Genomic DNA, 18,699 nt, shown 5'->3' on the forward strand with positions numbered 1-18,699 from the left:
GCAATGGACTATGAACGTCTGATAGACGAGGAGACCTGGGCGTTCATCCGGCGCACCGCCGAAAGCTATCCCGAAGACGCGGTGGATCGATCCATCGAGGACCAGCGCCGCGTCTACGACGACATGTGCCGCGCGTTTCGGCAGCCACGTCCAGCGGGCGTCGAAACGCGGGACAGCTCGGCCGATGGGGTCGGGGTGCGCGTCTATTCCTCCGGAGATCCAACCCGAACCGTCGTCTACATACATGGCGGCGGTTTCGTCGTCGGCGGGCTGGACAGCCACGATGACGTCTGCGCCGAACTATGCGCCCAAACCGGCTATCGGGTAGTGGCGGTCGACTACCGCCTGTGTCCTGAACATGTGCATCCGGCGCAGTTCCAGGATTGCTGGACCGCGGTGAACTGGGTGCAAGCCGAATTCGGCGATCCGCTGGTTCTGGCCGGAGACAGCGCGGGCGGAAACCTGGCCGCAGCCGCCGCCCGTCACGCGCGCGGGCGCATCGGGAACATCCTGGGGCAGGTTCTGATCTATCCCGGTTTGGGGGGCGACCCGAACCAGGGATCGTATATCGAACACGCCCACGCCCCGATGCTGACGCGCGACGAGGTCCAGTTCTATGAAAAAGTCCGGTGTGGCGGCGCCGTCCCGGAAAATGACCCCACATTCGCCCCGCTGCACGATACCGACTTTTCCGGGCTACCGCCGACGGTGGTGGTCACCGCCGACTGCGATCCCCTGCGTGATGACGGAGCCGCGTACTGCGCCAAAATCACCGCCGCCGGCGGGCAGGCGCATTGGATCAACGAGGCCGGCCTTGTGCATGGCTACCTGCGCGCCCGCCATTCGGTGACCCGCGCCGCCGACAGCTTCGAGCGGATCTCGATCGCGGTCGAGGCGCTGGGGCAGGGGTTGTGGAACTACGACTGACCGCGCTCAGCGCAGGAACGGCTTGGCCTTCATCGTCTCGGCAACCGGCGCGCCCATGCGGGTCAGAACCGTGGGCGCCAACTGCAACTGATCGATGACCGTATCGGCATCGGGGCCCTCGGCATCGCCGAAATAGTACAGCGCCGTTTCCTGCTGCAGGGGGCTGCGCCCGCCGTGGTGGCCGCGCTCGTCCTGGCCATGATCGGCGGTCACGATCACCTCGTATCCCAACTGCCTCCAGCGGGGGATGAATGGGGCCAGCATCTCGTCCATGACGAAGCAGGCGTGATCCATCTCTTCACAGTCGTGGTAGAATCGGTGCCCCATGCTGTCGAGCGTACAGGTGTGGAGAATGCCGTAATCCAGCCCGAACCGCAGGCACAGGTTGGTCAGGGTCGCGAACAGGTCGACATCGGACGGCGTCATCTGGTTGGCCTTGCCATAGCCCGTCATCGAGTGGAAGCGGCCGTGGTTGATGGTGGGGCTGTCCGGTTCGTCATATTCCACATCGCGCACATAGTCGAATGGGTGGCGATTGAAGAACTGCGACCAGAAGCTATGGGTGACGGCCCCGGTCACGCCGCCGGCCTCGCGCACCTGGCTGAAGATGTCTTTGTGGTCCAGTCGGAATACGTTGCCGTTTCCGGTGCAGCCATGCTCCTGCGGCGTCACGCCCGTGTGGATCGAGGCATAGCAGCTTGCCGAAATCGACGGGAGCACAGAGCGGTGTTTCCAAACCCGCGCTTCGCCGCTGTCGACCCAGCCTTCGAGGTTGCCGAATAGCCGGCGGAAATTGCGCCAGGGAACCCCGTCGAGAATGATGAGCAGAAGCTTGCGGTCCATCGCATGGCCCTCGTATTGGATCACTTGTTTGGCCCACCCTAGGAGATTCGGTCAGCCAAGGCTGCCTGTTCCCGTCCGGAATGAGAGAATCCCGACACTTCGATAGAAACAAAGTGTCGGGATTTCAGAGTGTTTTGTCGGCGTGCACAGCCAGCGGCTCAGTTGCCGGCGCTCTCCATCTTGCGGTGGGCCACGACCTCTTCCAGCCAGCCCAGATGCATCTCGGGTACCGAGCTGAGCAGCAGGTCGGTATAGTCGTCGAACGGCGGGCTCAGCACCTGCGATTTGGGTCCATAGCGCACCACGCGTCCCTGATACATCACGGCGATGCTGTCGCTGATCGCGCGCACCGTCGCCAGGTCATGGGTGATGAACAGATAGGCCACGTCCTCGATTTTCTGCAGGTCCAGCAACAGCTTGAGGATGCCGTCCGCCACCAGCGGATCCAGCGCCGAGGTGACCTCGTCACAGATGATCATCTTGGGCTTGGCCGCCAGAGCGCGGGCAATGCACACACGCTGCTTCTGACCGCCGGACAGCTCGGCCGGGTACCGGTCGATGAACCCTTCGCCCAGTTCGATCTCGTCCAACAGTTCGATAATGCGCTTGCGCTTCTCGGCGCCGCGCATGTTGAAGTAGAACTCGAGCGGGCGGCCGATGATCGTGCCCACCGTCTGGCGTGGGTTCATCGCAACATCGGCCATCTGGTAGATCATCTGCAACTCCCGCAGGTCCTCGCGCGAGCGTCCGGCCAGATCGGGGCTGAGCTTGCGCCCGGCAAAGGTGATCTCGCCGTCGCGCGGGGGCAGCAGGCCGGTGATCACCCGGGCCAGCGTGGACTTGCCCGACCCCGATTCCCCCACGACCGCCAGCGTCTGGCCCGGATGTACCTCGACATTGACGTTGTGCAGCACGTCGAAATTCAGCCCCTTGTAACGGGCCGTGATGCCATCGACCTGCAGCACGGGTTCGGGCGTGGGCTGTTTTTCCTCGTGTTCGATCGAACGGACCGAGACCAGCGCCCGCGTGTACTCTTCTTGTGGGTTGTTGATGATCTGGTCGGTGGTGCCGTACTCGACCGTGTCGCCCATGCGCAGCACCATGATGTCATCGCTGACCTGCGCCACGACCGCCAGATCGTGGGTGATGTACAGCGCGGCCACGCCGGTGTCGCGGATTGCTTCCTTGATCGCCATCAGGACGTCGATCTGGGTGGTCACGTCGAGCGCGGTCGTGGGTTCGTCGAACACCACCAGATCCGGCTCGGGGCACAGCGCCAGCGCCGTCATGCAACGCTGCAGCTGCCCGCCCGAGACCTGGTGCGGATAGCGGTTGCCGATGTTGTCCGGGTCGGGAAGGCCCAGCTTGGCGAACAGCTCACGCGCACGGGCCTCGGCCTCTTTGCGGCTGAACTTCTTCTGCTCGACCGCGGCTTCGACCACCTGATCCATGATCTTCTTGGCGGGATTGAAGGACGCCGCCGCCGATTGCGACACATAGGTCACCTCGCCGCCGCGCAGTTTGCGGATATCCGAGAGCGACGTCTTGAGGATGTCGCGCCCGTTCACCCAGACCTCACCGCCGGTGATCTTCACGCCGCCCCGGCCATAAGCCATCGAGGCCAGCCCGATGGTCGATTTGCCCGCACCGGATTCCCCGATCAGCCCCAGCACCTTACCGCGCTCGAGGTCAAAGCTGACCCCGTGCACGATTTCGATGTCACGGGGCTTTTCGCCCGGCGGATAGACGGTTGCGCCGATCTTGAGGTCGCGGACCTTGAGAAGGGTATCGCTCATCCCCGGCCTCCTTTCAGCGATGTGGTGCGGTTCAGAATCCAGTCGGCCACCAAATTGACCGAGATGGCCAGCGTGGCGATGGCCACCGCCGGGTACAGCGCCGCGCCGATGCCATAGACGATGCCGTCCTTGTTTTCTTTCACGATGCCGCCCCAATCGGCCAGCGGCGGCTGAACGCCCAGGCCCAGGAACGATAGGGTCGAGACGAACAGCACCATGAAGATGAAGCGCAGGCCCAGTTCGGCGACCAGCGGGGACAGCGCGTTGGGCAGGATCTCGCGGAAGATGATCCAGCCGCGGCCTTCGCCGCGCAGCTTGGCGGCCTCGACATAGTCCATGACTTCGATGTCAACGGCCACGGCCCGGGCCAGTCGATAGACGCGGGTGGCGTCCAGCAGGCCCATGACCACGATCAGAACCGGGATGGTGACCGGTACCATCGCCAGAACCACCAGCGCGGTGATCAGCGACGGGATCGACATGATCAGGTCCACGGTCCTCGACATAACCTGATCGGCCCAGCCCCCCAGCACGGCGGCCAGAAAGCCCAGGATCGAACCAGTGACGAAGCTGAGAATGGTGGCGGCGGTGGCGATGAAGATCGTGGTGCGCCCGCCATAGATCATGCGGCTGAGAAGATCGCGGCCGATATTGTCGGTGCCCAACCAGAATTCCGAACTCGAGGGCTCCCACACGTCTCCGACCACCTCGGCCATGCCGTAGGGCGCCAGGAAGGGCGCAAAGACGGCGATGATGAAATACAGGGCGGTGAAGGCCAGCCCGATCATTGCAGAGATTGGGATGTTCTTCATTTCGGGTGCCTCAGCCTTGGGTTGGCCAGGATCGCGACGATGTCGGCAACCATGTTCAGCCCGATATAGATGGCGGCAAAGATGACGCCGCAGGCCAGCACCACCGGCACATCGCGCTTGGTCACATGGTCCACCAGATACTGTCCCATGCCGGGATAGACGAACACCACCTCGACCACGACGACGCCGACGACCAGATAGGCCAGGTTCAGCATCACCACGTTCACGATGGGGGCGATGGCGTTCGGGAAGGCATGGCGCCAGATGACCTTGAAGTTGCTCAGGCCCTTGAGTTCGGCCGTTTCGACATAAGCCGACTGCATCACGTTCAAAATTGCGGCGCGAGTCATGCGCATCATATGCGCCAGAACCACCATGGTCAGCACGATGACGGGCAGCGCGATCGAGTTCAGCTTTTGCCAAAAGGACATGCTGTCATTGATCATCGCCAGCGGCGAGAACATGCCCAGCTTGACCGCGATGAAATAGACAAGGACGTAGCCGATCAGGAATTCCGGGATCGAGATTGTCGTCAGAGTAACGGCTGAGATCAGCTTGTCGGGCCAGCGGTTGCGGTAGCGTACCGCGACGAGGCCAAGAAAAATTGCTAGGGGGACCGAGACGATGGCCGCCCAAAAGGCAAGAAACAACGTATTGCCCAATCGGTTGCTAACCGACTCGGCGATGTCCAGCTTGTTGGTCAGGGACGTGCCCATGTCACCTTGGACAATTCCGCCAAGCCATTCGAAATACCGGGTCAAGGCGGGACGGTTCAGCCCCATCTCCTCACGGAGGTTGGCAAGGGATTCAGGGGTGGCGGACTGCCCCAGGACGGCTTGCGCGGCGTCTCCGGGTAGGGCCTCGGTCAACCCGAAAATCAGGGCCGAAGCGCCAAACAGCAAGAGGAATCCCAGCGCCAGGCGCTGGGAAACCAGTTTGATAATAGGATGCATACCTGTCGATCCGAGTTAGACGAACCACATCTTGCGGGACATGTTGCCGTTCATCATCTCTTGGGTCGGATCAGTCTCCCAGCCATCCAGCTGGTTGCTGATGCCCTCGACAAAGTCGTTGAACATCGGGCAGATCAGGCCGCCCTGGTCACGGACCATCATGCCCATCTGGCTGTAGATGGCCTTGCGCTTTGCCGGATCCAGCTCGGCACGCGCGGCAAACAGCAGGTCGTCGAACTCTTTGACCTTGAACCGGGTGTCGTTCCAGTCGGCGGTGGACAGATAGGCAGTTGCGTACATCTGGTCCTGCACCGGGCGGCCGCCCCAGTAGGACGCGCAGAACGGCTGTACGTTCCAGACTTCGGACCAGTAGCCATCATTCGGCTCGCGCTTGATCTCAAGCGGGATGCCGGCCTGCTGGGCGGTCTGCTGGAACAGGGCTGCGGCATCCACGGCGCCAGGGAAGGCTCCGTCGGCCACACGCAGAATGATGGGCGACCCGTCATGGCCGGACTTCTTGTAATGTTCGGCGGCTTTTTCGACGCTGAACTCACGCTGCGGGATTGTCTCATCGAACAGCGGGTATGCTGCGTTGATCGGCATGTCGTTCCCGACCGAGCCATAGCCGCGCAGTACCTTCTCGACCAGTTCTTCGCGGTTGATCGCGTATTTCAGAGCGGTCCGCAGCTCGTTGCTGTCGAACGGCGCCGTGTCACAATGCATGATGAACACGTAGTGGCCGCGTCCTGCCGTCGAATGTACGGTCAGGTTGGGCGCACGACCCAAGAGGTCGGCAACCTTGGGCTCAACCCGGTTGATCGCGTGAACCTGACCCGACTGCAGCGCGGCCGTCCGGGCCGTGGCATCGTTGATGACCACCACTTCGACGCTGTCAAAGTTGCCGAAATCCGGGTTCCAGTGGTTCTCGAATTTGGAGAACAGGTGGCGCACACCGGGTTCGTCCGCTTCCAGCTTGTACGGACCGGTGCCGATACCGGCGCCCGGGTTGTCCATTCCGCCGTCCGGCTGGATGATCAGGTGATAATCGGCCATCAGGTAAGGCAGATCGGCATTCGGCTCGTTCAGGGTGACCTGAAAATATTCGCCATCGGCCTTCATCGATTCGATGCCCTTCATGATGCCCAACGCGCCCGACTTCGAATCTTCGTTCGAGTGGCGCTGCATCGTTTTCAGCACGTCCTCGCTGGTCATGGTCTTGCCGTTGTGGAACTCGACCCCCTGACGCAGTTTGAATGTCCACACCTTGGCATCGGCGCTGCCTTCAACGCTTTCGGCCAGGCGCGGCTCGATCGTGCCGTCGGGGGCGACTTCGACCAGTTGGTCACCGAACTGCTTGCCGTTCTGGAACGGAACCGAGCTGGCATAGGTGGCCGGGTCCAGCGAGTTCGTGGATTCACCGCCCTGCAGGCCCAGTTTCAGATCGCCACCTTTCTTGGCGCCAGCGGCGCGGGCCGCGTCGGCGAAGACGGTGCTGGCCATGGCAGCCGATACACCCAATGCGGCTGCCTTCCCCATGAATTCACGTCGGGTCAGTTTCCCGGCGGTCACCTGGCTGGCCATGTGAGTGAGTTGTTCGTTCATTCGGATATCTCCCAGTTGAGTGTTTTGTGTGCCCGTTTTACGGGCTTTTTATTGACGCATGAGTCAACGTTGGCGCATTTCGTCTCGGCGGGCAAGGTCAAATCTCGGGGACTTGCCACCAGCAAAATCACATCTGATCACGAGGTATGGTGTCCTCCACGGTTTTGGAAAAAATCTTCACATCGTTTTCAAAGGCATCAAGCGTCGCGCGCAGATGAAAGCTGGATCGGTCCGACCACATCTCGCAATTGGCCTCGGTTCGCAGTTGGATGCCGTCGCGACGGGTCTCTTGTACCCATTCGCAGCGACCGCGCGCGCTCAGCGGATCGTCCGGATGGATCGACCACCGTTCAAAAGCGGTTCCGCCGCTGACCAGACCATGATCCGCGTCTTCGACCAAGCCGAAATCATCTTCGATGACCAGATCGATGACGCCGGTCGTCATGTCAGTTTCGACGCGCCGCGCATGGGTCGCCTCTCGCAATTGGGTCACTTGCCACGGAGAGTCCGCATCGGGTGGGGCAAATTGCCATTCATCCCGATCCGACCTGTCGCGCTGGGGGATCGTGAACGTGCCGCCTGTCAGGTGGAGCTCCGCTGTTTCCGGCGAAGGCCAGATCAGCGGCCAATAGGCGCTTGAGACGGCAACGCGCAGGCGGTGGCCCTCGGGAACCCGGTAGGCGATGTGGTCCAGCACGACCTCGATGTCATAGACCTGTCCGGGTATCAACGTTTTGGGAGACGAATGCCCCTCCGTATGGGTCAGATTCAGTACACCATAGGTGATCCGAGTCGCAGCTCCGTCGGGGTGGATGTGGTTCAGCCGAACGGCAATTTGGGCTTGTGGTTTGTCGACACTCAGCTTCAAGCGCAGGCGCGGGGCACCGACAATGTCCAGATCTGCGGTCAGAGGGGTCGTGTCGAAACAGGCGGACAGAGCGTCATCTGCTCGCTGGTCGCCCGGCATGTCCGGACCCAGCCAGATGGCGCAATATTCGCCGCCATCCATGCCGCAATGATGCGGCGAGCGGATTTTGGTATCCAAGGGGCCGTCCTTACCCAGCCCGGCTTCGGAAAGCGGAAGGGTGACCGTCGGCAGGTGGGACGTGGCGCTGGCATCCTCGGTGATCCAATGGCCCGGGCGTTCGGCATACCAGCGCGCCGGGCGCACGCCATCCATCAGATAGGCGCGATAGGCCGGGTCCTGTTCAACTCCGGTCTTTTTGCCCTTCAGCCAGCGGTCCCACCAGCGCAGCGCCTCTTGCAGGAAGCCGATGCGTGGTTCGGGCACGGCAAAATGCGGGTACTTGTGCACCCAGGGGCCGACGATGCCCTTGACCGGCGCACTCAGGTTCTCGACCAGCCAGGGCACCGTGTTCTTGTAGGCATCACCCCAGCCGCCCACCGCCAGCGTCGCGGCGCGGATCGCTCCGGGGTCTTCGCAGACAGACCCATGTCGCCAATAGGCATCGCGGGTCTGGTGCCGCAGCCAGACCGAGGGCAAGAACGGTTCGGCCTTCAACCGCTGCAACCACATCTCGCGCCAGTCGTCACGCAACGCGGGGTCGGGCGGGCGGGACGAGTACGACCACATGGTCGCCCCCCAGCCCAGGTTCTCGTTCAACAGGCAGCCGCCCTTGTAGTGGATGTCATCGGCATAACGGTCGGCGGTCGAACACAGGGTGATGATGGCCTTCAACGGCGCGGGTTGCAGCGCCGCCACCTGCAGCGCGTTGAAGCCGCCCCAGCTGATGCCCATCATCCCGACTGCGCCGCTGCACCATGGCTGTTGGGCCAGCCATTCGATCACCTCGACGGCGTCGTCCAGTTCCTGCTGGGTGTATTCATCCTCCATCAGTCCCTGACTGTCGCCGTTGCCGCGCATGTCGACGCGGATGCAGGCGTAACCCCGTTTGGCAAACCAGGGATGGGTTAGGGCATCGCGCGCCGTCGTGCCGTCGCGCTTGCGATAAGGCAGGTATTCCAAAATGGCTGGCACCGGGTGCTGCGCCGCATCGACAGGTCGCCAGATCCGCGCCGACAGGCGGCAGCCGTCCGACAGAATGATGCCCTGATCCGGAACGTCTTCGATCTCGGCCAGTGAGTTCTTCGCCTGAGTCATGTGCCTAGTCTCAGGCGCATCGGCGGATGGTGTGCGAGGAAAAGCGTCAATTCATTCCTTCGTTGCGACAAGCAGATCCATGACATTGGTTCCCGTGGGGCCGGTCACCAGCAGAGCGCCGGCTCGCTCAAGGAACGTCCCCGCATCGGCCTCGCGCAAGGCTGGGTCCGCCCCATCGGCCCATGTCGCGCCGGTCACGACACCGCCGGCCGCATCGGTCGGCCCGTCGGTGCCGTCGGTTCCGCCGACCACGACACACAGACCCTCGCATCCCTGAATCTCGCGCGCCAGCGCCAGGGCCAGCGCCTGGTTGCGTCCGCCTCGGCCCGGGTTTTCGGGCAGGACAACCGTCGGCTCTCCGCCAAAGATCATCGCGCCCGGTGGCATCTGACGCAGCCGCGCGCCGATATCTGCGGCGACGGACAGATAGTCGTCGTGCATGGCCTCTTCCTCGGCCAGAACGTCCAGACCGGCGGCACGTGCCGCGTTGGCCGCGGCGCGGCGCGCATGGGCGTTCGAGGCAATGATCTGGACATTCGCTTCGAATTGCGGGGCGTCGGGCAAGGCGCCGATGCCCGATCCGATGACGCCGATGTCGTCCCCCGGCACGTCCGAAATGGCCAGGACCGTCGCGCGCGCTCCGCCGAAACCGGCCAGAAGGCCCCCGCCCTTGATCCGCGACATCTCGCGCCGGCGGGCGTTCATGGCGGTGATGTCCAGCCCCTCGGACAGCAACTGCGCGTTCAGCCGCGCCAGATCTTCGAGGGTGGCCCCCGGCACAAGATCCTCGGCCAGCGAAGACGCACCGCCCGAGACCAGCAGCAACAGATGCGTGCCAGGCTCCATGGCCTGAACAGCCGCGCGCAGGGCCTGGCCACCCTTCAGGCTGCGGGCATCGGGCACGGGGTGAGAGGCTTCGATGACCTGCAGATGTGACGGCAGCCCTTCGGCATGGCCGTCTTTCGTGACCACAAGGCCCGGTGTTCTGCCGAAATGATCCTGCGCCGCATTCATCATCGCCGCCGCGGCCTTGCCCACCGCCAGAATCCGATCGGGGCGCGGAACATCGGGCAGTGCCGCCTTGACCGCACCATAGCCGTCAACGGCGGCAACGCCCGCCTTCCAGATCGCGATCGCCTGATCCTGCATCGTCATCACATGTCCATCCAGATCGTAACCGGGCCGTCATTGACTAGGGACACCGCCATATCCGCTCCGAAAGACCCGGTTTCGGTCGGAACCCCAAGCGCGGCCAGCGCGCGGGCAAAGTGTTCGTACAGGCGTTCACCGGTTGCCGGATCGGCCGCCGCCGCAAATCCGGGCCGGTTCCCGCGCGACGTGTCGGCGGCCAAGGTGAACTGGCTGACCACAAGGGCCGAGCCGCCGATATCCAACACCGACCGGTTCATCTTGCCCGCGTCATCCTTGAAGATCCGCAGCTTGGCAATCTTGGCCGCCAGTTGCTGGGCCTGGGTCTCGTCGTCGCCCTGCATGGCGCAGACCAGAACAAGCAGCCCCGGCCCGCACTGGCCGATGACTTCCCCCTCGACCGAGACCGATGCCTCGGACACCCTTTGTATCAATGCGCGCATGACAGTGTCTTTCTCAAACTCCGCTCACTCGGCCGGCGCCTCACGCCAACTGACGAACTCGTCCAGCGTGGCGCGCTCGGTCCGGAATTGGTTGGCCGGATGATCGACATTCGGATAGCCGAAGGAAATCGCGCACAGGATCAGCCGGTCATCGGGGATGTTGAAATAGCGGTGCAGGAACGGCCCATAGGCGGCCACCGCCGCCTGTGGGATCGTGGCGATGCCCAAGGCCTGTGCAGCCAAGGTGAAAGCCGTTACAAACCCGCCGCAATCCATCGCGCCATAGGGGCCGAGTTCCGCCGGGCTGGACAGGATGGCGCAATGCGGGGCGCCGAACAGGTTGAAGTTTTCCATCATCTGCCGGGCCGATCCAGCGCGGTCGCCCTTTTCCACGCCCACGGCCTCATACAGGGCCCATCCGCAGGCGCGGCGCCGGTCCTGATAGACGCCGGAATAGCCGGTCGGAAAGGGCAGGTCGGGCTGCGCCTGGCCGGTCTTGGCTTCGGCCCGCAAGGCGCTGCGGAACGCATCCGTTTCCGCGCCGCTGGTCACGACCACCTGCCAGGGCTGCGCGTTGCACCAGCTGGGCACTTGGGCGGCGCTGGTCAGAATCTGTTCGATGTCACCCCGCGGCACCGGATCGGACCGGAAGGCGCGGCAGGACTGGCGCGCGGTCAGAAGCGTGTTCAGATCGGCCAGGGTCACGTCGTCCTCTCCTCCGGGGCAGCCGGCGGCAGGATGGGTGAGAAGCCCGGGATGTTCAAGGGGTTCCGAGGCAGAGTTTTCGGCGGCGGAACCCAGCGGTCATTGCTGTCCGGTCGCCACCAGATACCCGATGCCGGCTGCCGCCAGCAGGCCCAGGACCACCGCAATCGTGATCTTGATCGCCGACCAGGGCCGTTCACCCTGCACCTGACCGGTGCGACCGTTGACGACAAAGCGATAGGTCTGGCCGCGATACTTGTACGCGGCCATCCAGACCGGCAGCAGGATGTGCTTGAAGGTCACGTCGCAGATCTCGGTTTCGATCGCGTGGATGCGCTGCCGGTCGCCGCCGATGTCAAAGCGGACGTCGCGCTCGATCACGCGGGCCATGTGACCGCGGGCTTCCTGATAACCTTGCTGCAGATCGACCGTGTAGGCCTCGGCCCGGAACCCGGCCAGGTACTCGGGCTGATAGGGCTCGAGCGCGGGCAGGTCCCAAGGTTGCAGCGCGTCGGTGTATGACTTGGGTAGCGATTGCGAGGCCAGCACCAGCACGTCGTCGAAGAACCGGGCCACCCGGCCGGATTTCGGCGTCCAGCGCACCTTGGGCACTTGCTGCTGCACCCGCTTGCCGTCACGCACCACCGTCCGGGTTTCGTAATAGACCACGCCCCGTTCGCCGCGATAGGCCGATTTCGTATCGGCGTCGAACGTCCAGTAGGGCACATAGATGCCCTGCATCCTGCGGCCTTTGCGGGCATAGTCCTTTAGCCCGTTCGGCGCGAACCACAGCCGCCCCAGCCAGTCGCTCATGGCCTTGTGCGCGGCGCGTTCGTCCAGCGCAAAGGGCAGAACGCCGCGCGGTTTGATGTGCCGGTTCACGCCGGTATCGGTCACCACCGGGGTGGCGCAGAACGGGCATTCCGCGGCGTGGGTGTTGGGGTCGAACTCGACCTGCGCCGCGCAGTTGGGGCAGGTCAGAACCCGCGTCTCTTCGATCTCGCTGTCGGGCAAGCGGTCGGCGATGGCGGCGTCGAAGTCCAGTTCGCGCAGGCTGGCGCCGCCCCAGGGGCCAGCCCCGATCGGTTCGGAATGGCCGCAATGGTCACAGGTCAGCGTGCCGGATTGCGGGTCGAACCGATAGTCCGCGCCGCAATTGTCACATGGAAAACGATGTTCCGCAGAACCGGGTGGCGGAGCAGGGGGCTGTGTCATGGGGGGTCACGTGTCGAGGGGAAAGTGAAGATAGGCTGCGCGCTGCTCCTCAGGCAGGACATGCGGCAGCATCGCCGCTTCGCAGGCCCCGATCGCCCTGAAATTCTCGCGCGCCTCGGCCAGCGTCAGGCCGTGATTGGCGGCAGAGGGCTCGCGGGGGTTCTTGTCGTACAGAATGTCCTCGTCCTCCCAAAAGCAGATCGCGCAGATCAGGTAGGCCCCGCGCTTGGCCAGGGTGACATAACCGCAGCACGGGCAGATGAATTGCGGCGGCTGCGGCGCTTTGCGCCCGCCTGTCTTCGAGTGTTTCCGCGATGCGGGCATGCCGATGCCTCACGCCCCGGGCGGCGGAGGCGGCAGGATCGTGAACAGCTGCGCGAGTTCCTGCACCTCGCCCGCTTTCTTCCAGCCGTCCTGACCGGGCGTCCACACGAAAGTGTCCCGCGTAATTTCTCCCTCGCTGGCCATGCGGCCCATCTTGGCCTTCGAGAACGGACCGCTCGTCTGGCCATCCACCGCGATATGCCAGACATGCTCGACTGGCGGCGGGGGCGGCGGGGCCGCATGCGCTGATGGTTGCGGGGCAGCGGGCGCGGGCGCGCCCCACGGGCCAAACGGCTGACCCGCTGCCATGTTCGACATCTGGTTCGCCATCGCCATGCCCATTCCCATACCAAGGCCAGCACCCATGCCACCGCCTCCGTTCGGGTTGCTGGCGGCCGCCGTCATCGCCTCGGCCGCGGAATACTGGGTGAATTTGCCCAGATCCCCCGCCAGCCCCATCGAAGTACGCTTGTCCAGCGCCGCCTCGACCGCCGGTGGCAGCGAAATGTTCTCGATGTAGAATTCCGGCATTTCCAGCCCGTAGCCATCCAGCACAGGCGAGACCTCGGCCGCGATCAGCTTGCCCAGATCGGCGGTGTTGGCGGCCATGTCCAGAACCGGAATGCCCGAGCCTGCGATGACCCGGCTGAATTCCTGCACGATGATGTTGCGGATCTGAAAGCTGATCTCGTCCATGGTGAATTCGCCATCGGTGCCGACGATCTCGACCAGGAAACGGGCCGGGTCCTTGACACGAATCGTGTAGGTGCCATAGGCGCGGATCCGGGTCGGGCCGAATTCCGGGTCGCGCAGCATGATCGGGTTCTTGGTGCCCCATTTCAGGTCGTTGAACCGGGTCGTGTTGACGAAGTAGATCTCGGACTTGAACGGCGACTGGAACCCGTGATCCCAGTGCTGCAGCGTCGTCATGATCGGCATGTTGTTGGTCTCAAGCATGTAGAGGCCGGGCGTGAACACGTCGGCCAGCTGGCCTTCGTGCACGAATACGGCCGCCTGGCCCTCGCGCACGGTCAGCTTGGCGCCATACTTGATCTCGTGGCCTTCGCGCTCGAACCGCCAGACCATCGTGTCGCGGGTGTCGTCCACCCAATGAATGACATCAATGAATTCTCCGGTCAGAAAATCGAAAATTCCCATCTGGGTTCTCCTGTCATCGGGGTCAGAGCGACTGCCCCATCAATTCACGGGCGATGATCCGCACCACCGGCGCGGCCTCTTGCGCGGTCATGCCGGGTTTCAGGCGCGGATCATACAACATCGTCAGCAGCTTTTCGTCATGGCTGGTCAGCAGGGCGAATTCGTCATCATCGTTGAAGATCGACGGTCGTGCCCGGGGGCTGTCATTGGGCAGGCCCAGCCCCTGGGCGATTTCCTCGTGGATGCAGCTCAGCCGCATCAAGTCGGGGTGCTCGGCCCGCACCAACGCAACCGCACCAGTATAGGTGTTCGGTGCCCCGTTCGACGCCGAGGCGAAGACAAAGCAATAGAACGAGCGCGGTAAATCCTGAAACAGGTTCAACTGAGCCTGTCCGATACTGGGAAACAACTGGCGCAGTCGCGTTTGCACGAATTCCGTATCGTCATCGCCGGCGACGAAGACATGGAAGTTCGCGTTTCTGGTTACGGTCGAGATCGGGTGGCCAGTCAAGGACGACATGCGTTCGGTATAGGCCCGGATCTGTGCCTTGTCGGCCGCACGTTGGTCTGGCGATACTGACGGCCCGAACTCTGCCTGTATCCGGACCGGGCCAGACCAGCGGCTTAGCCTTCCGCTGGTACGTTGGCTGCTGCCAGATACGGCGGCGCCGGGATACTCGCTGTAGAACGCGATGGCTTCGAAATTCCGGGCCAAATCATCCGCATCAAACGGGGTGTCCGGCCCGCCACCGTCTGTACGCATCAGACCTCGGGTCAACAGGTCGCGCTCGACGCGCTGATAATAACGCGCCAGATCCTGGCTTGCCGCCGAAGGTTCGACATAAGCATTGGCCAATTGCGGCTGGGACGGGCGCGCCTGCGGGGCAATCGAGGACTCGAGCGCGTCATCGCAATTGGCCAAGATCAGCAATGCAGCTGCCCCCAACCCGTGCCCTAGAAATCTTCGAAGCCGCACCTGCGATGTCTCCTTAGCCCGGAACGGCGGTTCCGGCCGTATCGCCCAGCCCGTCTTTCCTGGCCTTGGCCGAAGCCAAGGTGTCCCGCAGCTCGGCTTCCATCTTCTTCAGCTCTTCTTCTGCGGCGGCCCGTTTCGCCTTGCCTTCGTCAGCGATGGCGAGGCTTTCATTGATCGTGCCGATCAGATCCTCGTTGGCCTTCTTGACGGCTTCGATGTCGAACACCCCGCGCTCCATTTCCTCGCGGATCATCTTGTTCGACTGGCGCAGGTTTGCGGCGTTCGAGGTCAGCAACTCGTTCGTCAGATCGTTGGCATCGCGCACGGCGGCTGCGGCCTCGGCGCTGCGCTGGATGGTGACCGCCTGTGCCAGCTGGGTTTCCCACAGCGGCACGGTGTTGACCAAGGTCGAGTTGATCTTGGTCACCAGCGACTTGTCGTTCTCCTGAACCAGCCGGATCGAGGGCAGCGATTGCATCGTCACCTGTCGCGTCAGCTTCAGGTCATGCACACGCCGTTCCAGATCGTCGCGGGCGGCCCGCAGGTCGCGCAGTTCCTGCGCCTTCATCACCTGCTGATCTTCTGGGGCGGCCTTCACCTCGGCCTCTTTCTCGGGGATGTCATGGCTGTCAAGTTCGGTCAGCTTCTCTTCACCGGCGGCGATGTACAACGCCAGTTCATCATAGAAATCCAGCGTCTTTTCATACAGCAGGTCCAGCGACTTGATGTCCTTCAGCAGCGTGTGCTCGTGCGACAGAAGGTTGTCGGTGATCCGGTCGATCTGATCCTGAACCTCTTCGTAGCGCGCAGTGAACTTGGCGAAAGGCGCGGCGCGGCCCAGCAGTTTCTCCCACCAGCTGCGCTCGCGGCGCACGTCCAGTTCGGAAACCGAAAAGCCGCGGATCGTGGTGACGATGTCGCGAAGGCTGTCGCCGGCGGGGCCGACATCCTTGTTGCGCACGTCGGCCAGCATGGCCTGGCTGATTTCCTGCAGCTCGGCTTGCGCCGCCGAGCCAAAAGCAACGATCGAGTTGGTGTCGCCCATGTCGATTTCAGACATGCGCTTGCGGATTTCGGCACCCACCGGTTCGTCCGCTTCTTCCAATGGCACGATCTCGGAACTCGGCTCGGGCAATGAGACGGCTGCAACTTCCTGAACCAGCGTTTCGGCCTCGGCCGCCTTTTTCTTGATTTCGTCAGACATGAGAAGCTTCCCTGTTCTTGGTTTGGCCGGTCAGTCGAGCCGGACGCCTTCGCGCTGCAGCCTTTCACGCAGCACGTCGATTTCGACCGTCAGATCACTGCGGTCATCCAATAGCATCTTTCGGGTGCGGGCCGAGAAATTCTGCTCGAGGTCGTCCAGCAGCGCCGAGTAGTCGGACAAAGCCTGCGGGTCGCGGGTGCGCGCATAGACATCAGCAAACTTGATCGTCGCATCGCGGGCGCCCTGCAGATAGACGGTCAGGTATTTGCGGGCACCGGCCAGATCGCGCGGGTCTTCCTCGACCGTACGGAACAGGTCGCGGGCGGTAGTTTGGAACCGCTCGACCCGGGCTTCGATCCTGCGGTCGCCGGCCCGTTTGATGGCATCCGTCATTTGGTTCAGATGCACTTCGGCATCTTCGACTACGCGGGCGACCCGGTCCTGTTGATAGGTGTCCACACCCTCCATGCCCTTGTTCTTCATCGGGTCGAGGCCGAAGGCGACGGAATGCAGCGCTGTGGCCACGCCGCCGAACAAGACCGGCGCCAGCAGGCTGACCTGGCTGGCGGCCTCGGCTTCCAGATAGTCATTGCGATAGGCGGCCAGACCCACCCCCAGCCCAGTCAAAACGGATGAGAAGATCTTGCGTGGAAAGGCTGGGCGGCGCGCGGTGCGGCGCGCGTTGTAGGCATCCTCGGCTTTCAGCCCTTCCCGCAGCAGAAAGGCGGCAGCGGTCAGAATGCCGGCGGCGACCAATCCAAGTGTCATCCCGATCGCGCCGTCGTTGAGCGACAAAAAGACCAGCGGGATCGCCGGAACGAACATCACATTGGCGCGGGCGCCGACCGGGTTCACTCGGGCACCATCGTATTGCCCGCGCGGGGCGGGCGCGTCGGTGTCGGATTGGCCGTCGGGGCTGAACTTTCCGCCGTATCGCTTGGCCATGGCGTCAGAGCCCCCCAAGCCAACCGGTGCAGACGCCGAACAACAGCACCAGCAGGGCCGCGTAGGCCATTTTTTGCACTCCGGTCCCGGACATGACGTCCTCCAACTGCGGTTGTCCCCTTGAAAACCTAGGGGATCAAGGGGCTTGGCGCTAGGGGGAAGGTTCGATAACCCGCGTCAATTGCGTGATTTCTTGCCGACCGGCCTGCGGGATCTTTGAGGGCGGCTTGGGCGTTTCGCAGCAGCCGGTGGGGTTTCAGGTTCCAGACCCAACTGGTCGCGCAGAACGCGGCGGCGGATTTCCTCGACCTCGCCGGGTTTGAGATTGCCCAGCTGGAACGGCCCGTAGGACACGCGCAACAGCCGATTCACGGTTAAGCCGATGTCTTCGATCGCGCGGCGGATTTCCCGGTTCTTGCCCTCGCGCAGTCCGATCGTCAGCCATGCATTCGCGCCTTGCTGGCGGTCCAGCGTCACGGTCATGGGCTGAAACTTTTCGCCCTCGATCACAAGGCCCTGGCGCAGGGGGGCGAAATCCTCGTCCTTGGGGCGGCCGTTGATCCGCACCCGGTACTTGCGCAGCCACCCGGTCGAGGGCAGTTCGAGCTTGCGCTTGATGCCCCCGTCATTGGTCAGCAGCAGCAGGCCTTCGGAATTTAGGTCCAGCCGGCCGACGCTCATGACGCGGGGCATGTCCTCGGGCAGGTTGTCGAAGATTGTGGGGCGGCCCTTTTCGTCGCGGTTCGTGGTCACAAGGCCGGTTGGCTTGTGATACAGCCACAGACGCGCGGGTTCGGGTTCGGCCACGGGCTTGCCGTCGACGGTGATCTTGTCGCCGGGCGTGACGTTCAGCGCCGGGCTGTCGATGGTCTTGCCGTTCACGGTTACGCGGCCCGCTTCGATCATGCGTTCGGCCTCGCGGCGCGAGGCGATGCCGGCACGGGCCAGCACTTTGGCGATCCGGTCGCCAGGAGGAGGGGTGTTGCTCATGCCCTGCGCATAGCGCATCGGCGCGGCTTGCGAAAGGTGGGTTTCTGGGGCAGTCAGGGGCATGGTCTTCAGAACGCATATGGACAAGGCGCTTGAACAGGCGCGCGCGGCGGGTGATCGGGGCGAGGTTCCGGTGGGTGCGGTGATCGTGTCGCCCGATGGGCGGATCATCGCGGCGGACGGCAACCGTACGCGCGAGTTGCACGACCCGACCGCGCATGCCGAGATCCTGGTCCTGCGCGCCGCCTGCCGCGCCGTCGGGTCCGAACGTCTGATGGGGCATGACCTGTATGTCACGCTGGAGCCCTGCGCCATGTGTGCCGCGGCGCTGGCGGCGGCGCGGATCCGGCGGATCTACTATGGGGCCGCCGATCCGAAATCGGGCGGCGTGGCGCATGGGGCGCGGGTGTTCTCGCACCCTCAGGCCCATCACAGCCCGGAGGTCTATGACGGAATTGCGGCCGAGGACTGCGCCCGGTTGTTGCGCGATTTCTTTGCCGCGCAGCGCGGTGGCGGCGGGTCCAAAGGCTGAGGC

Annotated in this window: 18 protein-coding genes; 2 read left to right on the forward strand and 16 right to left on the reverse strand. The window is 63.5% G+C overall.

What is annotated here, in order from left to right; translation table 11 throughout:
- The first annotated feature begins 3 nt into the window (after positions 1 to 3).
- A complete protein-coding gene (locus GOW72_RS04820) occupies positions 4 to 927 on the forward strand; it encodes an alpha/beta hydrolase (RefSeq protein ID WP_170365559.1) in 924 nt (307 codons plus the stop codon).
- A gap of 6 nt (positions 928 to 933) precedes the next feature.
- Here the strand turns inward: GOW72_RS04820 and GOW72_RS04825 are convergent, their stop codons facing one another.
- From GOW72_RS04825 to GOW72_RS04900, 16 genes are all read right to left on the reverse strand, one after another.
- Complete coding sequence (locus tag GOW72_RS04825; protein ID WP_170366026.1) at positions 934 to 1,770, reverse strand: alkaline phosphatase family protein; 837 nt, start codon at positions 1,768 to 1,770, stop codon at positions 934 to 936.
- A gap of 158 nt (positions 1,771 to 1,928) precedes the next feature.
- Positions 1,929 to 3,566 carry an ABC transporter ATP-binding protein gene (locus GOW72_RS04830; protein ID WP_170364713.1) on the reverse strand — a complete coding sequence of 546 codons (1,638 nt, stop codon included), beginning with the start codon at positions 3,564 to 3,566 and terminating at the stop codon, positions 1,929 to 1,931.
- Complete coding sequence (locus GOW72_RS04835) at positions 3,563 to 4,378, reverse strand: ABC transporter permease (RefSeq protein WP_170340710.1); 816 nt, start codon at positions 4,376 to 4,378, stop codon at positions 3,563 to 3,565. Before GOW72_RS04835 ends, GOW72_RS04830 begins: the two co-directional genes overlap by 4 nt.
- Positions 4,375 to 5,331 (reverse strand): ABC transporter permease, encoded by a 957-nt coding sequence (locus GOW72_RS04840; protein ID WP_170340107.1) that lies wholly within the window; start codon positions 5,329 to 5,331, stop codon positions 4,375 to 4,377. Before GOW72_RS04840 ends, GOW72_RS04835 begins: the two co-directional genes overlap by 4 nt.
- A 15-nt stretch (positions 5,332 to 5,346) precedes the next feature.
- Positions 5,347 to 6,933, reverse strand: coding sequence for an ABC transporter substrate-binding protein (locus GOW72_RS04845; RefSeq protein WP_170340108.1), 1,587 nt, complete (start codon positions 6,931 to 6,933; stop codon positions 5,347 to 5,349).
- 127 nt (positions 6,934 to 7,060) lie between these two features.
- A complete protein-coding gene (locus GOW72_RS04850) occupies positions 7,061 to 9,055 on the reverse strand; it encodes a CocE/NonD family hydrolase (protein ID WP_170365561.1) in 1,995 nt (664 codons plus the stop codon).
- 51 nt (positions 9,056 to 9,106) lie between these two features.
- The gene (locus GOW72_RS04855; protein WP_170365563.1) at positions 9,107 to 10,210 is read right to left on the reverse strand and encodes a DUF4147 domain-containing protein; all 1,104 of its coding nucleotides are present in this window, start codon (positions 10,208 to 10,210) and stop codon (positions 9,107 to 9,109) included.
- The gene (gene dtd / locus GOW72_RS04860; protein ID WP_170365566.1) at positions 10,210 to 10,647 is read right to left on the reverse strand and encodes a D-aminoacyl-tRNA deacylase; all 438 of its coding nucleotides are present in this window, start codon (positions 10,645 to 10,647) and stop codon (positions 10,210 to 10,212) included. Before dtd ends, GOW72_RS04855 begins: the two co-directional genes overlap by 1 nt.
- Positions 10,648 to 10,671: 24 nt before the next feature.
- Complete coding sequence (locus GOW72_RS04865; RefSeq protein WP_170365568.1) at positions 10,672 to 11,352, reverse strand: nitroreductase family protein; 681 nt, start codon at positions 11,350 to 11,352, stop codon at positions 10,672 to 10,674.
- 99 nt (positions 11,353 to 11,451) lie between these two features.
- Positions 11,452 to 12,567 (reverse strand): TFIIB-type zinc ribbon-containing protein, encoded by a 1,116-nt coding sequence (locus GOW72_RS04870; RefSeq protein WP_170365570.1) that lies wholly within the window; start codon positions 12,565 to 12,567, stop codon positions 11,452 to 11,454.
- A 6-nt stretch (positions 12,568 to 12,573) separates the two neighbouring features.
- Positions 12,574 to 12,891 (reverse strand): CPCC family cysteine-rich protein, encoded by a 318-nt coding sequence (locus GOW72_RS04875; RefSeq protein ID WP_170365572.1) that lies wholly within the window; start codon positions 12,889 to 12,891, stop codon positions 12,574 to 12,576.
- 9 nt (positions 12,892 to 12,900) lie between these two features.
- Positions 12,901 to 14,049: an SPFH domain-containing protein gene (locus GOW72_RS04880; protein ID WP_170365574.1), complete on the reverse strand. Its 1,149-nt coding sequence runs from the start codon at positions 14,047 to 14,049 to the stop codon at positions 12,901 to 12,903.
- A 22-nt stretch (positions 14,050 to 14,071) separates the two neighbouring features.
- Complete coding sequence (locus tag GOW72_RS04885; RefSeq protein WP_170365576.1) at positions 14,072 to 15,025, reverse strand: DUF2927 domain-containing protein; 954 nt, start codon at positions 15,023 to 15,025, stop codon at positions 14,072 to 14,074.
- A gap of 13 nt (positions 15,026 to 15,038) precedes the next feature.
- Entirely contained in the window at positions 15,039 to 16,229 is a 1,191-nt protein-coding gene (locus GOW72_RS04890) for a toxic anion resistance protein (RefSeq protein WP_093964738.1), read from the reverse strand.
- Positions 16,230 to 16,259: 30 nt separating this feature from the next.
- Positions 16,260 to 17,174, reverse strand: a complete 915-nt coding sequence (locus GOW72_RS04895; protein ID WP_170365578.1) for a 5-bromo-4-chloroindolyl phosphate hydrolysis family protein — start codon at positions 17,172 to 17,174, stop codon at positions 16,260 to 16,262.
- Positions 17,175 to 17,351: 177 nt separating this feature from the next.
- Positions 17,352 to 18,227, reverse strand: coding sequence for a pseudouridine synthase (locus GOW72_RS04900; RefSeq protein WP_170365580.1), 876 nt, complete (start codon positions 18,225 to 18,227; stop codon positions 17,352 to 17,354).
- Here GOW72_RS04900 and GOW72_RS04905 point away from each other — a divergent pair.
- Complete coding sequence (locus GOW72_RS04905) at positions 18,226 to 18,696, forward strand: nucleoside deaminase (RefSeq protein ID WP_170365583.1); 471 nt, start codon at positions 18,226 to 18,228, stop codon at positions 18,694 to 18,696. The genes GOW72_RS04900 and GOW72_RS04905 overlap by 2 nt on opposite strands.
- Positions 18,697 to 18,699 lie beyond the last annotated feature (3 nt).

It is taken from the genome of Ruegeria arenilitoris (assembly GCF_013032855.1).
Lineage (GTDB): Bacteria > Pseudomonadota > Alphaproteobacteria > Rhodobacterales > Rhodobacteraceae > Ruegeria > Ruegeria arenilitoris.